The sequence below is a fragment of the Sphingomonas sp. PEI4 genome (assembly GCF_056679955.1).
Map to the genome: position 1 here is coordinate 2,383,765 of NZ_CM155258.1, position 19,491 is coordinate 2,403,255.

19 protein-coding genes are annotated in these 19,491 nt (G+C 65.1%); 6 read left to right on the forward strand and 13 right to left on the reverse strand.

Features of this window, described 5'->3' with window-relative positions; genetic code table 11:
* The 3 genes from AC1MLZ_RS10895 to AC1MLZ_RS10905 all read left to right on the forward strand — a co-directional run bounded on the left by AC1MLZ_RS10895 (position 1) and on the right by AC1MLZ_RS10905 (position 3,548).
* Entirely contained in the window at positions 1–1,584 is a 1,584-nt protein-coding gene (locus AC1MLZ_RS10895; RefSeq protein WP_480958473.1) for a sulfotransferase family protein, read from the forward strand.
* A gap of 103 nt (positions 1,585–1,687) precedes the next feature.
* Positions 1,688–2,572 carry a sterol desaturase family protein gene (locus tag AC1MLZ_RS10900; protein WP_480958474.1) on the forward strand — a complete coding sequence of 295 codons (885 nt, stop codon included), beginning with the start codon at positions 1,688–1,690 and terminating at the stop codon, positions 2,570–2,572.
* Positions 2,573–2,621: 49 nt separating this feature from the next.
* The gene (locus tag AC1MLZ_RS10905) at positions 2,622–3,548 is read left to right on the forward strand and encodes a Vgb family protein (protein ID WP_480958475.1); all 927 of its coding nucleotides are present in this window, start codon (positions 2,622–2,624) and stop codon (positions 3,546–3,548) included.
* Between the two features lie 40 nt (positions 3,549–3,588).
* Here AC1MLZ_RS10905 and AC1MLZ_RS10910 read toward each other — a convergent pair whose 3' ends face one another.
* From AC1MLZ_RS10910 to AC1MLZ_RS10920, 3 genes are all read right to left on the reverse strand, one after another.
* Positions 3,589–4,575 (reverse strand): MBL fold metallo-hydrolase, encoded by a 987-nt coding sequence (locus AC1MLZ_RS10910; RefSeq protein WP_480958476.1) that lies wholly within the window; start codon positions 4,573–4,575, stop codon positions 3,589–3,591.
* Between the two features lie 55 nt (positions 4,576–4,630).
* Positions 4,631–4,960 (reverse strand): UrcA family protein, encoded by a 330-nt coding sequence (locus tag AC1MLZ_RS10915; protein ID WP_480958477.1) that lies wholly within the window; start codon positions 4,958–4,960, stop codon positions 4,631–4,633.
* A gap of 118 nt (positions 4,961–5,078) precedes the next feature.
* On the reverse strand, positions 5,079–5,474 hold the full coding sequence (locus AC1MLZ_RS10920) for a hypothetical protein (RefSeq protein WP_480958478.1): 396 nt from the start codon (positions 5,472–5,474) through the stop codon (positions 5,079–5,081).
* 381 nt (positions 5,475–5,855) lie between these two features.
* Between AC1MLZ_RS10920 and AC1MLZ_RS10925 the strand changes: the two genes are divergently transcribed.
* The 3 genes from AC1MLZ_RS10925 to AC1MLZ_RS10935 all read left to right on the forward strand — a co-directional run bounded on the left by AC1MLZ_RS10925 (position 5,856) and on the right by AC1MLZ_RS10935 (position 10,099).
* Positions 5,856–8,153 (forward strand): TonB-dependent receptor, encoded by a 2,298-nt coding sequence (locus AC1MLZ_RS10925; RefSeq protein WP_480958479.1) that lies wholly within the window; start codon positions 5,856–5,858, stop codon positions 8,151–8,153.
* Positions 8,154–8,339: 186 nt separating this feature from the next.
* Complete coding sequence (locus tag AC1MLZ_RS10930; RefSeq protein ID WP_480961526.1) at positions 8,340–8,657, forward strand: 2Fe-2S iron-sulfur cluster-binding protein; 318 nt, start codon at positions 8,340–8,342, stop codon at positions 8,655–8,657.
* A 950-nt stretch (positions 8,658–9,607) separates the two neighbouring features.
* Complete coding sequence (locus AC1MLZ_RS10935) at positions 9,608–10,099, forward strand: Ros/MucR family transcriptional regulator (RefSeq protein ID WP_480958480.1); 492 nt, start codon at positions 9,608–9,610, stop codon at positions 10,097–10,099.
* A 90-nt stretch (positions 10,100–10,189) separates the two neighbouring features.
* Here AC1MLZ_RS10935 and AC1MLZ_RS10940 read toward each other — a convergent pair whose 3' ends face one another.
* From AC1MLZ_RS10940 to AC1MLZ_RS10985, 10 genes are all read right to left on the reverse strand, one after another.
* Positions 10,190–11,095, reverse strand: coding sequence for a flagellar motor protein MotB (locus tag AC1MLZ_RS10940; protein WP_480958481.1), 906 nt, complete (start codon positions 11,093–11,095; stop codon positions 10,190–10,192).
* Positions 11,096–11,115: 20 nt separating this feature from the next.
* A complete protein-coding gene (gene motA, locus AC1MLZ_RS10945) occupies positions 11,116–11,979 on the reverse strand; it encodes a flagellar motor stator protein MotA (protein WP_480958482.1) in 864 nt (287 codons plus the stop codon).
* A gap of 110 nt (positions 11,980–12,089) precedes the next feature.
* Positions 12,090–13,010: a flagellin gene (locus AC1MLZ_RS10950; protein ID WP_480958483.1), complete on the reverse strand. Its 921-nt coding sequence runs from the start codon at positions 13,008–13,010 to the stop codon at positions 12,090–12,092.
* Between the two features lie 5 nt (positions 13,011–13,015).
* Entirely contained in the window at positions 13,016–14,362 is a 1,347-nt protein-coding gene (gene flgK, locus AC1MLZ_RS10955) for a flagellar hook-associated protein FlgK (protein ID WP_480958484.1), read from the reverse strand.
* Entirely contained in the window at positions 14,359–14,682 is a 324-nt protein-coding gene (locus AC1MLZ_RS10960) for a rod-binding protein (protein WP_480958485.1), read from the reverse strand. The genes flgK and AC1MLZ_RS10960 overlap by 4 nt, the downstream gene beginning before the upstream one ends.
* Positions 14,679–15,773 carry a flagellar basal body P-ring protein FlgI gene (locus tag AC1MLZ_RS10965; protein WP_480958486.1) on the reverse strand — a complete coding sequence of 365 codons (1,095 nt, stop codon included), beginning with the start codon at positions 15,771–15,773 and terminating at the stop codon, positions 14,679–14,681. The genes AC1MLZ_RS10960 and AC1MLZ_RS10965 overlap by 4 nt, the downstream gene beginning before the upstream one ends.
* 137 nt (positions 15,774–15,910) lie before the next feature.
* Positions 15,911–16,594: a flagellar basal body L-ring protein FlgH gene (locus AC1MLZ_RS10970; protein ID WP_480958487.1), complete on the reverse strand. Its 684-nt coding sequence runs from the start codon at positions 16,592–16,594 to the stop codon at positions 15,911–15,913.
* A gap of 14 nt (positions 16,595–16,608) precedes the next feature.
* A complete protein-coding gene (flgG, locus tag AC1MLZ_RS10975; protein WP_128453904.1) occupies positions 16,609–17,397 on the reverse strand; it encodes a flagellar basal-body rod protein FlgG in 789 nt (262 codons plus the stop codon).
* Positions 17,398–17,410: 13 nt separating this feature from the next.
* The gene (gene flgF / locus AC1MLZ_RS10980; protein WP_480958488.1) at positions 17,411–18,163 is read right to left on the reverse strand and encodes a flagellar basal-body rod protein FlgF; all 753 of its coding nucleotides are present in this window, start codon (positions 18,161–18,163) and stop codon (positions 17,411–17,413) included.
* A 26-nt stretch (positions 18,164–18,189) separates the two neighbouring features.
* Entirely contained in the window at positions 18,190–19,461 is a 1,272-nt protein-coding gene (locus AC1MLZ_RS10985; protein ID WP_480958489.1) for a flagellar hook protein FlgE, read from the reverse strand.
* Positions 19,462–19,491 lie beyond the last annotated feature (30 nt).

Genomic DNA, 19,491 nt, shown 5'->3' on the forward strand with positions numbered 1-19,491 from the left:
ATGGATCGAACCGCCAGCACGGCCACCCGCGCCACAGCTATCCGAGCGGCACTCGCGCGTGGCGACAACGGAGGCGCGCTGGCCGCTGCGACCCGCTGGCGCACGGAAGCGCCAGACGCAGCCGAAGCGCACTTCCTCGCCGGGATCAGCGCGGCCGCGCTCGGCAGGATACGCATCGCGATCGAGCTGATCGAGACGGCCGTCACGCTCGACGGGTGCGGCGAATATCAGGCCCAACGCGCACGCCTCTACACGCTCGTCCGGCGGGATGCGGACGCCGCATCGGCGCTGGCCGCCGCCGAGCGGTCGCCCCCGACCGACGCGCTCGGGCGCGACACGATGGGCTGCGTCTATGCGCGGCTGGGCGATCATGCCGCCTCGCTTCCCCATTTCGCCGAAGCCGTGCGGCTCGCGCCCGCGAACACCGCGTTCCGCTACAACCAGGCCGCGGCGCTGAGCTTTCTCGGGCGACAGGACGAAGCCGAGCAGGCATTGGAGGCGCTGCTCACGCTGGCCCCGGCCGATGCCCGCGCGCATCATCTGCTGGCCGGTTTGCGCCGCCAGACACCGGACCGCAACCATGTCGACCGACTCTCGGCGGTCCGCAGGGCGACGCGGTCACCGCACGATCGCCTGTTGCTGGGCTATGCGCTCGCCAAGGAGATCGACGACCTCGCCGATCCCCACGCCGCGTTCGCCGTCCTCGCCGAAACCAATGCCGAGCACCGCGCCACGCTGCCCTATCGCTTCGCCGACGATGCCGCCAATTTCGATGCGGTCGAGGCATGCTGGCCAACGATCGCGAAGGCCCGGGTCGCCGATCCGTCGCCCGCATCGCCGATCTTCATCGTCGGCATGCCGCGCACGGGCACCACGCTGGTCGACCGCATCCTGTCGTCGCACCCCGACGTCGAGAGCGCCGGCGAACTCCAAGCCATGCCGCTAGCCGTAAAAGCCGCCGCCGGAACGCGCAGCCGAACCGTGCTCGATCCCGAGACGATCCGCGCTGCCGCCAGCGCAGACCTCGGCGCGATCGGCCGGGACTATGTCGCGCGCGCCGCCTCCCACGCCTCCGGTACGAAGCCGCGTGTCATCGACAAATTCCCCGGCAATTTCCTCTATGTCGGCGTCATCGCCCGCGCGCTGCCCGAGGCGACGATCGTCTGCCTTCGCCGCAACCCGATGGACACGATCCTCGCCAACTTCCGCAACCTGTTCGCGATCGGCTCGCGCTATTACGACTATAGCTACGACCTGCTCGACATCGCCGCCTATTACCAACGTTTCGACCGCATGATGGCGCTGTGGCGCAAGGTGCTGCCCGGCCGCTTGCTGGAACTTCAGTATGAGACGCTCGTCGACAATCAGCGGGAGGAGACCGCCCGCCTGCTCGACCATTGCGGGCTGGACTGGTCCGATGCCTGTCTCGATTTCCATACCAACACGGCGCCCGTCTCGACGCCGAGCGCCGCGCAGGTCCGCCGGCCGCTGTACCGGGACTCGATCGAACGCTGGCGCCGCCACGCCGACGCGCTGGCGCCTGCACGCGATTTCCTGGAGCGCCACGGAATCGTGGTCGACTAGCTCACGCAGTACGTCATTCGCACACCTGCCACGGCCGGCGTCCCGTCCTATCGTCACGGCGCAGGGCGGTCGCATTCACCGCCGACCCAACCAGGGGCCTATGATGCAGAGAGTGCTTCTGAGTTACGTGCAGCCGGTGATGGTCGCGGCGATCCTGCTGTTCTGGGCGTTCGGCCCGGCGGACTGGACCGGGAACCCCTGGTCGATCGTGGTCGCGACCCTGACGACGACGGCACTGATCCAGGCGCTGGAATGGGTCAAAGAGCGGCATTCGAGCTGGCGCCTGACCAGGCGGGAGTTCTTCACGGATGTCTTCTACGTGGTGCTCAGCTACACCGTGATCGCCTGGGCGACGAAGACCTTCGCCGACGCGCCGATGATGGCCGCCAAGCACGCGCTCGGCATCGTGACGCCGTGGGCGATGACCCTGCCGTTCGTGCTGCAGGTCGCTTTGGTCGTCGTCCTGATCGAGTTCGGGCAATATTGGCTGCACCGCCTGATGCACAACCAGTCGTTCTTCTGGTCGACGCATGCGCCGCATCATCACCTGACCCAGCTCAACGCGATGAAGGGTGCCGTCGGCAATCCGATCGAACTGTTCCTGATCAGCCTCAGCGTCGTCGCGTTGCTCGACCTTCCCCAGGCCGCGATCTTCTGTGCGCTCAACATCCTCGCGGTGGTCTCGACCTTCGCGCATGCCAATACGCGGTTCGATCCGCCGCGATGGTACGCGTTCGTCTTCACCACGATCCAGAATCACAGCCTCCACCATTCGGTGGGCTATGAAGACACGCGCTGCAATTACGGCAATTCGCTGATCCTGCTCGATCGCATCTTCGGCACGTACCGCAGCGGCGAAGCCGAGTTGGTGGGCCAGGACGAGCGCCGGCGACTGACGATCCCGGAACAGTTCCTGTTTCCGGCGCGCCCGCTGATCGATCGGATCAAGGCGCGGCAGCCCGATTCCGACGCAGAAGCGACTGCCTGATCGGCACTATTGAACGAACATTTGGGGGCGACACGGATTGAAAAAGACAGTGGCAACGACATGGGCCGCCGCGGTGTTCGGCATCGTCACAGCCGCAACGCCTGCATTCGCCGCCGAACCGCGCGAGCAGGTCATCCCCGTGCCCGGCTTCGCGGACTTCCTCGCGGTCGACGGCAAGACGGTATGGGCCACCAACAGTGGCCGCGTCGAACGCTGGTCGCGCAAGGGCAAGCGCGCGGAAGTGCCGATGGCCCATCCGTGCGGCGCGATGACGATCGCGTTCAAGTCGCTATGGGTCGCGGACTGCAAGGACTTCACGCTCACCCGGATCGACCTCAAGACCGCGAAGATCACCGCCGTCATCGCGACCGGGATCGCCAATCCGAAAGGCGAACTCAACGTCGTCGCCGGCGCCGGATCGATCTGGGTGGCAAGCGACGCCAAGGGCACGATCGCGCGCGTAGATCCTGCCACCGACGCCGTCACCGCGTCGATCCAGACCAATCCCGACAGCTATTACCTGACCTTCGGCATGGGGTCGCTCTGGGCGGTCAGCGGCACGCGGCAGAGCCTGCAGAAGATCGACCCCGCCACCAACAGCGTCGTCGCGACGACCCCGCTTGGCCGCGAGCCCGGCTTCCTGGCGGCGGGCGAGGGATCGATATGGGTGCAGGAACAGGGCGACGGCACCGTCGCACGGATCGATCCGGCAACCGCCGCGGTATCGGGCCGGGTCAAGGTGGACGAGACGCTGAAATACGGTGACATAGACACGGGCGGCGGCAAGGTGTGGTTGCGCACCACCGCCGGCCAGACCTTCGTGGTGATCGATCCTACCTCACTCGCCATCACCGCGCGCATGGGCGCGCCTGCCGGTAGCGGCGCGCTCCGCTATACGCGCGCCGGTGTGTGGACGACGGCGCATGACGCACACACGATGTCGTGGTGGCGCAAACCCAAGACGATCGGGAAGTAAGCGCGCATACGATCGCTTGCGGCGAAGCGTGTTCCGGCGTTCAGGCGGGCTTGGGGGCGACTGGATAGACGATGAAGTCGGGATGGCGATCGATCGCCGGTGGCGACGTAGCTCCGGCGACGGCCTTTTCGAGTTCGCCGATTGCCGACGGCGGAAGCGCAAGACCGTGCTCGGACGGATGGGTGGAGGCTTCCATCGGGTAATCCTGCCCGGGCGTCGTCGTCATCTCGATATGCGCGCCGAGCAGCGCGCGAACCGGACGGGTCCTGGCAAAGTCCGCCAGCCGAACCGTGCTCGCACGAAACACGTCGAACCGATCGCGTGGCACATAGAGCCTGCCGGGATACAGCATGTCGCCCGAGAACATCAGCCGCGTTCGCGCATCGTAGATCATGATATGCGCGGGCTCGTGTCCCGGAGTCGGTACGACCTCGAGCACACGATGCCCGAGGTCGTACCGGCCGATCTCGTTCGGCCAGTCGCGAATGCCGAGAAAGTCCGCGACCTGCTTGGGCTGGAGCCCGACCAGTTCGGTACCCGGCCAGTCGCGAAACTCCTCGTCGCCGCTATGATGATCGCCGTGCGAGTGCGAGTGCGCGACGATCAGCCGGACCGGCCGACCGCCGTTACGCGCACGCCAGTCGCCGATCAATCGGTCCACCGTCGGGCGAATCTTCAGCCCGCCTGCACCGCTGTCGATCAACAGTGCGCGATCGGTTCCGAACAGCAGATAGAGGAAGGGCGCCTCGAAATTGGTCTTCACCGATTGGCGGATGACGAACGTATCGGCGTCGATCCGCTGTACCTGCGTCGGGGGTTCGGTGGGCGTGGTGCCATCGATCCAATGGGCGAAATGCGGCCCGATCCTGCTCGGTGCCGCGCTTACGGATATCACGGCGCTTACGGATATCACGGCGGCGGCGACGAGCACGACCGATCGCAGGGCTGCGGTGCGTCTGCCATGCAGGCGAATTGCTTGGTTCATCCGCGAACCGTAGGCGCCGGGATCGGCCCGCCCATACGCCATTTAACGGAGCGGCAACCGGGGCGCAGGCCGAACCGGCTGCGCCCCGGTCGGACGATCAGCGGGACGCCAGCTGCGTACCGGGCAAGGTATCGCGTGCCGCCGTGGCCACGGCGATGCGGCTGCGCATGTCGGCCATGACATCCGCCCGGCATCCGCGCGCCTGTGCGCCCAGCGCAAGATGGATCGAACTCAAGCCCTCGCCGCAGACGGCGTTCGCGACGTTGTCCATCCGGATCGCCAGTCGCTGCTGTCCCTCGACGCTGGCGAGATCGATCCCGCTGAGGTTGAGTACGGCGCTGTCGGCCGAGAACGGATTTCCGCCGGGTGCGGCGATGGCAGGCGTCGCCATCAGAATTGCGGCACATGCCGCCAGGCCAATCTTCATCATCATCTCCTGCGTTCGCGGGCCTATCGCTCTCCGGCGATCAGGTGACGATAAGGTAAGATCGGCCCGACACGATCACAAGCGGACGATCACGAGCGCGGGGCCGATCGCGGGGGCCTCAGCGAGCGCTGATGATCAGCGAGGCGATTTCGGTGCGTGAGCCGAGCGACCCGGGCGGCAGCATGACCGTCTCGACCCGCTCCGTCCCTGCGTCGGGATCTACGAGTACCACGCGGAGCGCGTAATTCCGGGCGATCGGCCACGCGCGCGCGACATCCAGCGGGATCGTCGCCTGCCAGGCCCGGTCGCCCTCGACAGCGAGATCGCGCCCCCCGATCCTGACGACCATCGTCGCCCGCGCCCGGTATCCCGATAGCCGCAGACAGCTGTCCGCCCCGCAATATACCAGTCGCGCCCGCATTTGCTGCCCCGCCTGCGCCGGCGCGACCGTGACAAGGGCGCAAAGCAGGGTGAGCGACACGCACATCGCACGAGGCATGGGATAACGGACCATGGCTTCGGGCTACCGCTCCGCGCACGATGGGGACATTGGCCGTTTGACGTAGGCCGTCGCTCCGCATCGGTCCCGACCCGCGACCGGCGACCGGCTTACGTCAAACGCCCCATGTTGGTCCGCCGATTATATCCACACTCTGCCCATAAGCGATTGGCCCCGGACGAGGCGCCGACGTCGTCAGGAAGAACATGGAGAGGCGATAGCGTTTTACGTACCAAGGGGGCTTAGATGGCAGGACGATTTTCGCGCGCAGGTTTATTGTGCGCGACGGCGCTGGTTAGCGCGACCGCAGCACCCGCGATGGCGCAGGACCCGCAAAACGCCCCCCCACCATCTGCCTCGGAAATAGCCGACGGTTCCGACTCCAACGAAATCATCGTGACCGGAAGCCGCCGGCGAACCACGTTGCAGGACGCGCCGATCAATATCAGTGCGGTGTCCGCCGAAACGATCCAGTCGCAGAGGCTCGACGATGTTCGTTCGCTTGCCTCCTTCGTCCCCGGCGTCACCGTGGCGGATACCGGGCCGGCATCGACCGGCGGCATCATCCTGCGCGGTATAGCGTCGGGCGATACCAGCGTGCTCGGCGCCAACTCCGGCAATTCGGTCGGCGTATACCTCGGCGAAGTCCCGCTCTATCTCGATTTCAAGCTGATCGACGTCAACCGGGTCGAGGTCCTGCAAGGGCCGCAGGGCACGCTGTACGGGCTCGGCACGCTCGCTGGCGCAGTACGCTACATTCCCAATCGCCCAGAAACCGACCGCTTCTCGATCGACGTACATGGCCGCGGTTATGCGCAGTCGCATTCGGACGAGTTCGGTGGTGTCGGCGACGTCGCGATCAACCTGCCGATCGTCAGGGATCACATCGCGTTCCGCACGTCGACCGGCTATTACGACAATGCCGGCTTCATGGATTACAATTACCTACTGCAGCAGCCGGGCGTCTCCAACCCGCAACCGGGCCGCGCGACGGCCACCTCGACCGGCTCGCTCGGCACCACCGCCGACTATGCCGCGAACTTCAAGCGCAAGGAGGACGTGAACTACGAGCACACCTTCACCACGCGCAACCAGTTGCTGCTCGAATACAACCCCAATATCAAAGCGTACCTCACCTACGCGCACCAGACGACCAAGACGGGCGGGCGCCAGGCAAATGGTGCCGGCGTGCTGGGCACGGGCAACTACGAGGCACCGTTCCGGTACCTGGAGCCCGTCGATCGCAGCGCAGACCTGTTTTCGGCCGAATTCAACATCGGCCTCGGCGGCATCGCCGACCTCGTCAGCACAACCGCCTACACCAAACAGCATATCAGCAGCATCGACGACAACACCGATCTTCTGCTCGATCTGGACTATGGCTACGAGGCGTTTCCCGCATTCTCGTCCTACGCCAACAATGAACGCAAGTATAAGCAGCTCAACCAGGAAGTGCGTCTCGTCTCCACGCATGGCGGCCCGCTCAACTGGGTGATCGGCGGATTCTACAACCGCTTGAAATATGCGAGCGACCGGCACGAATATACGCCGGGTTTCTCGGACTTTGCCGGCGCCGGGCGGCCCGACGACCTGGAATATGTCTCGAAGCTCAACAGCAAGAACGTCGAAAAGGCGATCTACGGCGAGGCCACGCTCCACCTGACCGACGCGTGGCAGGTGACCGGCGGCATCCGCTACTTCAAGTACGACGCGACGATCGTCGGCGGATCGGCGCTGCCGCTGATCGGCGTGGGCATCGGCGCGTTTCCCTCCACGACGATCAACGCGAACCGGTTCAAGCCGGGCTCGACCGGCAAGGACGGCATCGTCTGGAAGGCTAACACCTCGTACAAGTTCAGCGACAATTTACTCGCCTATGCCACCTATTCGACGGGCTACCGCGTCGGCGGCGTCAACCAGGTGATCGCCTGCACACCCGAGGACTTGGCCAGGGCCGCAGCGGGTGGACAGGTGCTGTGCGCGTTGCCCAACGAGGTGGGCTACGGTCCCGATCGCACGCGCAACGCGGAACTGGGCGTCCGCGCCAGCCTGTTCGACAAGCGGCTGTTGCTGACCCTCGACGGCTATCACGTCAAATGGTCCGGCGTGCAGGTGCCGAGCCAGACGCTCAACGGTGCAATCGGGATCACCGTCAACGGTGCCGAGGCGGTGTCGCAAGGGTTCGATTTCCAGGGCACGGTCAAGATCACCCCGAACCTCGCGCTGACGGGCACCTATTCCTATGTCGATGCACATCTGACGCAGGGTGTCGCCGGGCTGGTGGCAAGTCAGGGCATTCGCGACGATGCCTTTTCCGGCGACCGGTTGCCGGGTTCGGCCAAGAACTCGGGCAGCGCGCAGCTCCTTTACAGCTATCCGCTCGGCGATGGCAGGAAGATCGAAGCGAATTGGGCGACGATCTACCGCGGCGAGATCTATTCGCGCGTAGGCCTGCGCGGCAATGGCGAGGCGATCCCCGGCTATGTGACGCACAGCGCCTCGCTGACCTACGTCACCAAGCCGTTCGAGGTCGGGCTGTTCGCCGACAACATCTTCGATAAATATGCGGTGACGGCGATCAGCAACGACATATCGTCCTACAACCAGGTCCGCAGCGACGTGGTCGAACGCTATTATTCGCGCGGCGTGCTGACGCCTCGCCGCGTCGGCGTCGAGTTCCGCTTCCATTACTGATCAATCTTGAAGCGTCGCGTGCGGTTGCCGGATCGACGTGATCCGGCAACCGCGCGTCGGCACTGCCCGCATTGATCGATCATCCCCCTGCCCCGCCGGCGGTTCGCCGGTCGGCTTCGTACGCTTGCTCCAGGACATGCCATGACCACTCTCGCCACCACCACTCCCGCCACCACCACGCTCGCCATGACCAGTCTCATCGTAACGACACGCGACGGCACCACGCGGACGCTGTCCGCCACCCCCGGATTCTCGGTGATGGAAGTCATCCGCGACGGCGGGGTCGACGAGCTGCTCGCCTTGTGCGGCGGCTGCCTGTCCTGCGCCACGTGTCATGTCGTCGTCGATCCGGCGCAGGCCGCGTTGCTGCCGCCGATCACGGACGAAGAGGACGCCCTTCTCGACGGCCTGGATACCCGCACCCCGACATCCCGGCTGTCGTGCCAGATCCCGTTCGACGAAACGCTGGCCAACCTGCACGTGACGATCGCGCACGAGGGCTGAGGTCGTGCTCGCCGTTCCGCTAGGCAATCCGTGAAGCCGTGATCGCGATGCGAGCCTGTGTAGGGCGATCGGGAGCTGATCCAAAGTCTGACAAGCACGTCTAGGACAAGAAGGTCCTCGCTCAGCTAGCTAGATATGTCCAAAGAACATTAGGCGACCGATGCCTTCCCTCGGACGGTCACGTCAGTTACCGATGCATCCGTTCGTTCTCGGACGTCGCAACGGCAGGCGGGGGGAGCGGAACGTCGAGCGAGCGATGATGGCGGCCATTACATTGCGGCGCGCTTGAACGGGCCGTCCGCGGCGTTCAATCATTTCGCGCAGAATGCCAACTCAATCGGGGCGGTTATCGCGTACCCCGGCAATCAGGAGCGGAGGATGGCATGGTCCAGGCATCGGGCAGTAGCGAGCGGAACGCGTTTTCGCGGTGGCTGCGGACGGGTAAGGTGCCATCCGCGCTAGGTCCCGACGGCCTCGAACTCAAATTTAATCCATGGCATGATCCGGCGGCCGGCCGGCTTACCTTTGCAGCGGGACACCATGATGGATTCGCGGCGAAGATTTATCTTTTGGCGCGGTTCGCTTAATCTTCTTGCACATGCACATCAGTCAACGGCTCGAAGTGGATGTCAGCCACTTTAGCCGTAACGCATGGACGGGTTCCGTTGTTTTCGACCGCAGAAACCGGGAACTATCACTAACGATAGCGCGATCGCCGTTCATAGTGCCGGACCATCCCGTTACTTCGCGCGAGTATCGCGACAAAACGCGCATGCCGCGATCCGCCCACGGGTGGAGGATGCTTGATGTAAAGCAATCAAAATGAACGCATTTGCGTCAATTGCGCCTTCCAATGTCGATTTTTACAATTTATTACAGCGAATTCACCGTTGCGTGGTTGAACCCGATGTCGCACGTCGTTACGGCGTCCGCAGACAATGGAGTGCAACATGGCCGAAGATACCACCGACCTGAACGCCGTAGAACTTGCGACCGAGCTGACGATTGCCTGGCTTGGCAACCCGAACACGCGCAGTTCGGCCGACGATGTTCCCGCCTTCTTGGGCAAGATGCATGAGACGGTCGCTGCGTTGCTGGGCAGTTCGACCGAAGCTGCACCGGTCGAAGCGCCGACCGAATACACGCCTGCCGTAACGGCACGCAAGTCGCTGGCGTCGAAAGATCACATCATCTCGATGATCGACGGCAAGTCGTACAAGACCTTGCGTCGTCATCTCGCGACGCACGGCATGACGCCCGCCGAGTACCGGGAACGTTACGGCCTGAAGCCCGACTATCCAATGGTTGCCGAGAACTACTCGGAAAGCCGTCGCGCGATGGCGAAGAAGATCGGTCTCGGCCGCAAGCCCGGTCCGCTCAAGACCGAAGCTGCTGCGCCCGCGCCGCGCAAGCGCAAGACGGACACGGCCTCCGCCGAGTAAGCGGTCGCCGTTTACCGATAAAAAAAGGACCGGCGCCTCGTGGCGCCGGTCCTTTTTTTTGTGTCGCGAAGGAAGAGCCGCCGGTGTGCGCTATTTTCCGAATGCCCCGCGACGATAGAGCAAGGTGATCGCCACGCGTCGATTGCGCGGATCCGCGGCGTCCTTGACGATCAGCGGTTCGCGATCGGCAACCCCTTCGATGCGTTCGAACCTGATTTCCGGCGTTCCGCCCGCAAGCAGGCGCCGCCGCGTGGCTTCGGCGCGGCCTGACGACAGCATCCAGTTGTTCATCGCCCGCGGATCCCCATACGGCACGCTGTCGGTGTGGCCGCGGATCATGATCGGGTTCTGCAAGCCTTGCACCGAGCCCGCGATCATGCCGATCAGCGCCGACGCCTCGGGATCGAGCGCGGTGGTGCCTAGCGCGAACATCGAATAATCCGCATCGTCGACCAGATCGATCCGCATGCCGTCCTGCGTCGGTACGAAGCGGACATGGCTCGCCAGACGCGACAGCTTGGCATTGTTGGAGATTTCGCCGAGCACGCGCTTGCGCAGCGCCTCGAAGTTCTTGCGGTCTTCCTTGGTCAGCGCGTCGCGGCTCTTCAGAGAGCCCTTGTCCCCGGTACCCGCCGATGGTCCGCCAAGCCCAGCGTCGGGGATCGCGAGTTGGGCCATGCTGGTCTGGCCCGGTTTGGGCCCAAGACGAGACTTGTCGAGGATCGATTCGCCGCCAAACAACCCGCCGCCGCCAATGCCGAGCGACCGCGTATTGAGGATGGTCGGCGCGAAGTAATCGGCGATGCCCTTGCGCTGTTTCTCGTTGGTCGCGCCGACGATCCACAACAGCAGGAAGAACGCCATCATCGCGGTCACGAAATCGGCGTACGCGACTTTCCACGCGCCGCCGTGATGGCCGCCATGTCCCTCGATATAGATCTTCTTGACGATGACCTTGGGGGGCTGGTTGGTACCGTGAGGCGCGCGGGCGGCCACTGACTTACTTCCCCCCCATCTTACTTACCACGGAGCCCGTCGAAGACTTCGGCGAAGCCCGGCTGGTTCTTGTGCGCGATGCCCGAGCGGGCGGCCTCGATCACCAGCGGCTGCGGGTGGCCGTGCAGCGAGGCGATGATGATCTGCTTCACCACGTCGTAGATCGACGCATCGGCATCAAGCACCTGCTTCAACCGGTTCGCGAGCGGCGCGACGATGCCGTACGCCAGCAGCACGCCCATGAACGTGCCGACCAGCGCCGACCCGATCATCGCCCCTAGGATCGAGGGCGGCTTGTCGATCGAGCCCATCGTCTTCACCACGCCGAGCACGGCGGCGACGATGCCAAGCGCCGGCAGCGCATCGGCGAGACTGGCGAGCGTACCGTGCGCGGCCTCCTCCTCATGGTGATGCGTCTTGATCGAGTGATCCATCACCTCCTCGACCGCATGCACGTCGAGCGTGCCCGACGACACCACGACCAGGCGCAGCGTATCGGCGATCAGGTTGATGAGCGCCTTGTCCTTGAGAAGCTTGGGATATTCGGCGAACACGGCGGAGGACTGCGGATCCTCGACATGCGGCTCGAGCGCGATCGGACCGTCCATCCGCAGCATCTTCATCAGCTTGCTGACGAGGAAGATGACGTCGAGATAATCCTGCTTCTTGTATTTCGGGCCCTTGAAGACCTTCCCCAAGCCGGCGCCGAGGCCTTTCAGTTCCTTGCCCGAATTGCCGATGATCAGCGCGCCGGCGGCGGCCCCGCCGATGATCAGCATCTCGTGCGGGATAGCCTCCAGGACGGGGCCAAGCGCGCCGCCGGTGAAGGCGAATCCGCCGAACACCATGACGAGCAGGACGATGATGCCGATGACCGGAAACATGGTGTTCGAAATTCCCCCAGGGCCGACAGCGGCACTTACGTAGCCAAAGAATTAACCGGATTTGGTAGCCAACCGGTTACCAAGACGCCCCTGCGCGCGATTAAAATGACTCAGCGCAGATAATCGAACAGCGACAGCGCCGAGAGCTTCGAAAAGCTGGCTTGCGTTGCCGACAGGATCGTCATCGTCTTCTGCAGCTCGACGACGGCCGTCGGGATATCGGTGTCCTCGATCGACGACCGGGTTTCTTCGCGGTCCAGGCTTGTATCCTTCAACCGCGACGCCTCCAGATCGACCCGTGCGGCCCGAGCGCCGAGCGATGACTGGACCATCGACACCTGATCCGATGCCGCGCCGATGTCTTTCAGCGACGTATCAAGCGCGCCCGGCGTAAAATCGTCCGATTGCAACGCGGTCGCGATGGCGGAGAGCATTTCCAGGGTGTTGATACCGCCATCGATGCTCCCATCAGCGCCCGCCTTGCCGCCGACCGTGAAGATGCGTGCTGCGGTTTCGTTCGCCTGGACGCTCTGGCCATCGCCGATCGGGATGCCCGATACCGGTTTGGCGGCGAGCGCGTAGCTGCCATCGACCGCGACCGCAGGCGTGCCGTCGCCGCCGCCGAACAGTGCCTGGCCGCGTGAGTCCTTGGCATTGGCGAGACTGGCGAGCGTCGCGACGATGCCAGCGAGCTGGGCGCCAATAGCCTTGCGGTTCGCCGGGCTGAGCGTGCCGTTCAGCGCCTGCGTCGTGAGCACCGCCGCGCTCTGCAACTGGTCCGTGATCGCGGTCAGGCTGGTATCGGCCTGCTTCAGCACCGATGCTGCCGTGCCGAGATTGGCGGCATAGGCCTTGTCGTTCGCGGTATCTCGCGCGAGCCCGGCCAGTCGCTGATACGCGACGCTGTCCTGCGACGGTGCGGAAAACCGCTTGGTCGTCGAGATCTGGGTCTGGAGCGCATCCGCCTTGCCGGTGAGCGACGCCATCGTGCTCGCGGCACGATCGTAGAAGAGGCTGGTGGCGATCTGCATGAGCGTTACCGTAGATCGAGGATGGTCTGGAACGTGTCGCGCGCGGTCTGGATCACGCGGCTCGACGCCTGATAGGCCTGCTGGAAGCGTAGCAGGTCGACCGCTTCGCTATCGAGGTCGACACCCGACGAGGACGCGAGCGACGCGACCGCGCCATCGCGGATCGCACCTTGCGCATCGGCGACGGTCTTGCGCTGTTCGAGCGCAGCGGCGTTGCCGGCGATCAGCATGGTGGTCCGCGTCTCGAATCCGCCACTCGTACGGAGCGCCTGCAATGCGGCAAGGTTGGACGCATCGCGTACCCCGCCGTTCGCCCCCGCGGCGGCGATCCCGCGCGGATCGGTCAGCGAGACGGAGATGTCGGTCGGGCTGGTGCCGGTCGCGAACAGCGCGGCACCGGGATTGCCGCTGAGATCGCGGCCTTGCGCCTGGACCGCGTTGACCTGCGTGGTGAAGTCGCTGGCGATGCCGTTGAGCGATTCGCGCGCCGCGGCGATCCGTTGCGCACCCTCGGCCATTCCGGCCAGCGCACCGCCCGTCGGCGACAGTCCGGTCGTGACACCGCCGCGCGTGACCGCGAACTGCACCGCGCCTTCATCGTTGCGGGCGAACGACGCCTGCCCGCTTTCGTTACCCGCCACGAATACCGTGCCGGTCGCGCTGCCGAGCCGCACCGTCGCGCGCCCGAGATCGTCGAACGCGGTGTTGACGTCGGTCAGCGTGCTCATCTGGTCGAGCAGCTGGTCGCGCTGATCGGCGAGCTGTGCCGCGCTCGACGAGCCCGGCTGCGTGCGGGCGAGCCCGTCATTGACCTTGGCAAGCGCGGTGCCGAGCGAATTGAGCGACTGGACCGCCTGCGATGCAGACGAATCGAGTTCGACCGCCGCCGTATCGAGCGCTTTGCCGGTTGCAGCAAAGGCCTCCGCCGCGGTCTTTGCCGCTTCGAGCATGACGGCGCGCTCCGGTACGGAGGTCGGATCCGCCGACAAGGTCTGCGCGGAGCCGAAGAAACTGGTGAGGCGATCGCCGAGCTTGTTGTCGCCTAGCGACGTTTCGATCCGGCTCATCCAGGCGACGCTGGCCTCGGTCTTGCCGAGATCGGTGCCGGCCGAGCGAACCGCTTGCGATCGATACGCGTCGGCGCTGCGACCGACGCCGACGACGATCACGCCGCTCCCGGTCGCCGAGTTCCGCGCGTTGATCCCGCCATTGACCGAGGAGACCTCGGCGAGCGTCGTCGTGCGCCGGGTATAGCCGACCGTCCCGGTGTTCGCGATGTTCTCCGACACCGTCGACAGCGCGGTCTGGTAGGCGCGAACGCCCGAGGCGCCGATCGAGAGGAGATCGCTCATGGCAGTGAGACTGCCGCAGCCTGGTTAAGATCGGATTGCGATTTGCTGAGAAAGTCGGTCATCGCCTTGCCGATGCCGAGCGGCGTGTGCTCGGCCATCGACTTCGCGACCAGCCCGTCCTGCATGTCGGTGAAGGTATCGATCGCCTTCGAATCGAACAGCGGGTCGGCGAGTTTCGCCTGACGCATGCTTTTCAGCATCATGCCGGTGAAGACCGCTTCGAACTGCTTGCCCGCCTTGTCGAGATTGTCCTTCGACTTGAGGCGGCTTGTGTCGGTCGAGATTCCCGTAGTGGGTGCGGGTGCGTTGAGCGGGCTCACAGGACGATCAACTCGGCCTTGAGCGCGCCGGCTTCCTTCAGCGCCTCGAGGATCGCGACCAGATCGGCCGGCGATGCGCCGATCGCGTTGACTGCCTTGACGATGTCGGCGAGCCTCGGACCGGGGTTCAGCAGGAACATCGGGCGACGCTCCTCCTCGACCGCGACCGCGCTGTTCGGCGTGACGACGGTCTGGCCGCCGCTGAACGGGGCCGGCTGGCTGACCTGCGGCTTCTCGTCGATCCGCACCGTCATCTTGCCGTGCGTGATCGCCGCCGGACCAACGCGGACCGCCGAGTTGATGACGACGGTGCCGGTGCGTGCGTTGACGATGACCTTGGCCGAGGGCTCGGCCGAGACGACGTCGAGATTTTCGATCGTCGACATCAGGGTGGAGCGGATATCGGCACCGAACGGCGCACGGACCGCGACCGAGACCGCGTCGATCGCCTGCGCGCTGCCGAAGCCGAGCTTCGAATTGATCGCGCCGGCGACATTCTGCGCGGTGGTGAAATCGGCGCGCGCGAGGTTGAAGGTGAGCGTCGGCGCGCTGTCGAACCCGGTCGCGACCGCGCGTTCGACGGTGGCGCCCTCGGGGATGCGACCGGTCGATGGCACGTTGACGACGATCTTCGACCCGTCCGCGCCTTCTGCGCCCAAACCGCCGACCGCGAGGTTGCCCTGCGCCATCGCGTAGATCTGGTTATCGGCCCCCAGCAGCGGCGTCATGATCAGGCTCCCGCCGCGCAGCGACTTGGCTTTGCCCATCGATGCGACGGTGATGTCGAGCCGCTGGCCGGGCTTGGCGAACGGCGGCAGTTCGGCGGTGATCATGACGACGGCCGCGTTCTTCATGCCGGGGTTCGCGGACGGCGGCAGCTGGAGCCCGAAGCGCGACGCGACGGCCTTCAATGACTGCACCGTGTATTCGAGATTGTCGTCGCCCGTGCCGGGGAGACCCACGACGATGCCGTAGCCGGTCAGCTGGTTCGACCGGATACCCTGGAACCCGCCCAGATCCTTGATGCGGTCGGCCGAGGCCGGCGCGGCGATGAGGCAACCGGCGAGGATAGCGAAGAGAAAGCGGATCATGGAAAACCTCAAGCCGGAACGCGTGCCCTCACCCATCGCCGCCTTCGGCGTCTCTCCCTCTCCCCTGAGGGGAGAGGGAAGGGGCCCGGCCGGCGCTTGCCGGGTGGGAAGGGTGAGGGCACGGGTCAGCGGACGCATCAAAACGGGCTGACGACGGAGAAGAAGCGGCCGAGCCACCCCTGGCGACCGGCGCGGGCGACGTCGCCCTTGCCGGTGTACGAGATTTGCGCGTCGGCGACCCGCGTGGAGAGCACACGGTTGTTCGCATCGACATCGGCGGTGCGGACCAGGCCCTTGATCTTCAGGAACTCGTCGCCGCGGTTGAGCGTGACGCGCTTCTGGCCCTGCACCAGCATCGTCCCGTTGGGATAAACCGCCGCGACCGTCACGCTGACCTCGCCCGACAGCGAGTTGGCCTGATCGGCGGCGCCGGTGCCGTTGAAATTGCGCCCGCCGCTGATCGTCGCATCGCTCTTGCTGAACAGATTGAGCGCGCCGGTGGTGGGCGGCGTGATGCTCGCCCCGCCGTTGCTGTCGAGCTTCGACCCCGAGGACTTCGACGCGGCGGTCCGCTCGACCAGCACGATCGTCAGCGGATCGCCGACTTTCCGCGCGCGCCAGCCTTCGTAGAGCGCCGCGTAACCGTCCTGTGCCTGGAAGATCGAACCCGTCGCGACGATCGGGACCGGTTGGACCGGCAATGGCCGTACGACCGAGAAATCCTCGGGCGGCGCCTTCTTGCCGAAGAGGCTGGCGTTTGCCGACGACGTGCCGACGACCGCTGCAACGGCGACGAGAGAAATGAAGGATGTGCGGATCATGCTGCGCTCCGCGATCAGATGTTCTGGTTGACGTATTTGAGCATGTCGTCGGTTGCCGAGATCATCTTCGAATTGACCTCGTACGCGCGCTGCGTCTCGATCATGTCGACGAGTTCCTCGACGACGTTGACGTTCGACGCTTCGAGCATGCCCTGCTTGATGTTGCCGCGGCCGTCCTGGCCGGCGATGCCGACATTGGCGGCGCCGCTGGCCGCGGTCTCGACGAGGTAGTTGTCGCCGGTCGCCTGGAGGCCTGCACCGTTCGGGAAGCTGGCGACCTGGATCTGGCCGATCTGCGTCGCCTCGGTCTGGCCGGGGACGGTCGCCGACACGGTACCATCCGAACCGATTGTGATCGCGGTCGTGCCCTCGGGAACGGTGATGCCGGGCTGCAGCTGATAGCCTTCGCTAGTGACCAGCAGGCCTTCCGCCGAACGGGAGAAATTGCCGGCGCGGGTATAGCCGAGCGTGCCGCCGGGCATCTGCACCTGGAAATAACCGTCGCCGTCGAGCGCGAGATCGAGGCTGTTGCCGGTCGTCTGCATCGCGCCCTGGGTGTCGATCCGCGCCGTCCCCTGGAGCCGGACGCCGGTGCCGAGGTTGAGCCCGGTCGCGTATTTCGTCTCGGCGGTGCTCTGCGTACCGGGCGTCGTGACGACCTGATAGGCGAGCGCCTCGAACGCCGCACGGTCCTTCTTGAAGCCCGTGGTGTTCACGTTGGCGAGGTTGTTCGAGATGATACGCATGCGGGTATCCTGGGCGTCGAGCCCGGTACGCGCGATATGCATGGCTGCGGATGACATTCGTCGGTTCCTTCTAGCTCGGCAGGCGCATCAGCGATGCACCGCTTTCATCCATGTCCTTGGCGGACTTCAACATGTTGGCCTGAACTTCGTAACTGCGCTGGTTCTCGATCATGTCGACCAGCGCCTGCGTCATGTTGACGTTCGATCCCTCGATCGCCCCGCCCTGCACCTTCGCATCGAGATCCTCGGGCAGCGTGCCCCCGCCCTTCACGCGCAGCAGATTATCGAGACCCTTGACCGTGTCCGACCCCTTGGTGTCGGCGAGCTTGAGCTTGTCGATCACCTGCGGGTTCTGTGCGTCGCCGCCCTGCGGGATGATCGAGATCGTCCCGTCGGCGGAGATCGACAGCGACTGGTAGGGCGGCAGGGTGATCGGCCCCCCCGAGCCGATCACCGGATGCCCGTCGCCGGTCTGCAGCACGCCGGATGGTGCCACTTCAAGGTCACCACGCCGCGTGTACGCTTCCGAGCCGTCCGACGCCTGCACCGCCAGCCACGCGGTGGTGCCGGTGATCGCGACGTCGAGCGGACGCCCGGTCAGCTGGATCGCACCCGGTGAGCGATCGGCATCCGTCACCTCTTCCGAGGTCGGCGCACGCGCCTCGATCGTGTTGCCGTCGCCCTTCAGGTTGAGCCGGTCGAACACCACGCGATCGGCGCGGAAGCCCGTCGTCGACGCGTTCGCCATGTTGTTGGCGATCGCCGCCTGCGCCGCCATGTGCGCGCGCAGGCCCGTCGCCGCGGTGTAGACCAGCTTGTCCATTCAGGTTCCCCCCGCCCCGCTATCGATCAGCTGCGGATGTTGAAGATGGTTTGCGAAATCTGGCTCGCGGTATCCAGCGCCTTCGAGTTCGCCTGGAAATTGCGCTGTGCCGCGATCAGGCTGACCAGTTCCTCGGTGATGTCGACGTTCGACCGCTCGATCGTCCCCGACATCAGGTTGCCGAAGCCGTTGGAGCCGGCCTCGCCCAGCTTCGCCGTGCCCGACACGCCGGTCGACGACCAATAGCTGTTGCCGAGCTGGCGCAGGCCCTCGGGGTTCGAGAAATTGGCGAGCATCACCTGGCCGAGTGCCTGCGTGTCGCCGTTCGAGAAGCTCGCCTTGACGATGCCCTTCTCGTCGATCGTCACGCCCTGGATCTGGCCGACCGCCTTGCCGTCCTGCGTCCGCGAGTTCACGGCAAACGCGTTTGCCTTCTGCGTGGTGGCGTCGCCGCCAAAGCTGAAGGCGATCTGCTGCGGGGTCGCCGAACCGGCGGTGGTGAACTCGTCATAGGTGATCGGCGCGGTCGGCGCGGTCAGCTTGCCCGTCCCGTCGAACGTCATCGTCGAACCGGCAACGCCGCCCGACGTCAGCTCCTTGTCGCCGACGAAGCTGTGGACTTCCCACGTGCTCGGCGTGTTCGCGTCGGTCGAGACCGAGGTGCGCTTGAAATAATTGGTCAGCGTCATCGCGTTGCCCGACGCGTCATAGACGGTGGTCTGCGCCGACTGGTTGTAGCTCGACGGATCGAAGCGATCGAAGGTTGCGGTGGTCGGGAGCTTGGAGCTCGCGTTGAGGTTGACGCCGAGCGTGACCGCCTTGGTCGGTGCCGCGGTGCCGCTCGTCTCGGGCAGCTGCAGGCTGATCGCCGACTCGAGCCCGGTAGCGACGACGCTGCCCGATCCGTCGACCGGATAGACCTGGAGGTGGCTGCCGTTCGAATCGACCACGAAGCGGTCGGCATCGACCAGGAAGCCGCCGTTGCGCGTGAAGTTGACCTGCGACGAGCCCGTCTCCGGCTTCACCACGAAGAAGCCGTCGCCCGACACGGCAAGGTCGAGCGCGTTCGCCGACTGGATCAAATTCCCTTGCGCGAACTGCTGGCGGTTGCCCTTGACCATGACGCCCGAGCCGATCTGCTGCGACGGCGCGACCGACACGCTGGATGCGATCACGTCGGCGAAATCGGTGCGGCTCTTCTTGAAGCCGTTGGTCGAGACGTTGGCGAGGTTGTGCGAGATCGTCGACATCTCGGTCTGCGATGCCTGGAGGCCGGAAAGCGAAGTGTAGAAGGACATGCGTTTAACTCCTTGAAATCGAGGGTGCGA

Coding starts and splice junctions, on each gene's coding strand:
- flgF (WP_480958488.1), bottom strand. CDS start 18,163: ATGGACAAGCTGGTCTACACCGCGGCGACGGGCCTGCGCGCGCACATG.
- AC1MLZ_RS10985 (WP_480958489.1), bottom strand. CDS start 19,461: ATGTCCTTCTACACTTCGCTTTCCGGCCTCCAGGCATCGCAGACCGAG.
- AC1MLZ_RS10970 (WP_480958487.1), bottom strand. CDS start 16,594: ATGATCCGCACATCCTTCATTTCTCTCGTCGCCGTTGCAGCGGTCGTC.
- AC1MLZ_RS10915 (WP_480958477.1), bottom strand. CDS start 4,960: ATGAAGATTGGCCTGGCGGCATGTGCCGCAATTCTGATGGCGACGCCT.
- AC1MLZ_RS10965 (WP_480958486.1), bottom strand. CDS start 15,773: ATGATCCGCTTTCTCTTCGCTATCCTCGCCGGTTGCCTCATCGCCGCG.
- flgG (WP_128453904.1), bottom strand. CDS start 17,397: ATGTCATCCGCAGCCATGCATATCGCGCGTACCGGGCTCGACGCCCAG.
- AC1MLZ_RS10935 (WP_480958480.1), top strand. CDS start 9,608: ATGGCCGAAGATACCACCGACCTGAACGCCGTAGAACTTGCGACCGAG.
- AC1MLZ_RS10920 (WP_480958478.1), bottom strand. CDS start 5,474: ATGGTCCGTTATCCCATGCCTCGTGCGATGTGCGTGTCGCTCACCCTG.
- flgK (WP_480958484.1), bottom strand. CDS start 14,362: ATGAGCGATCTCCTCTCGATCGGCGCCTCGGGCGTTCGCGCCTACCAG.
- motA (WP_480958482.1), bottom strand. CDS start 11,979: ATGTTTCCGGTCATCGGCATCATCGTCCTGCTCGTCATGGTGTTCGGC.
- AC1MLZ_RS10895 (WP_480958473.1), top strand. CDS start 1: ATGGATCGAACCGCCAGCACGGCCACCCGCGCCACAGCTATCCGAGCG.
- AC1MLZ_RS10900 (WP_480958474.1), top strand. CDS start 1,688: ATGCAGAGAGTGCTTCTGAGTTACGTGCAGCCGGTGATGGTCGCGGCG.
- AC1MLZ_RS10930 (WP_480961526.1), top strand. CDS start 8,340: ATGACCAGTCTCATCGTAACGACACGCGACGGCACCACGCGGACGCTG.
- AC1MLZ_RS10910 (WP_480958476.1), bottom strand. CDS start 4,575: ATGGCGTATGGGCGGGCCGATCCCGGCGCCTACGGTTCGCGGATGAAC.
- AC1MLZ_RS10950 (WP_480958483.1), bottom strand. CDS start 13,010: ATGCAGATCGCCACCAGCCTCTTCTACGATCGTGCCGCGAGCACGATG.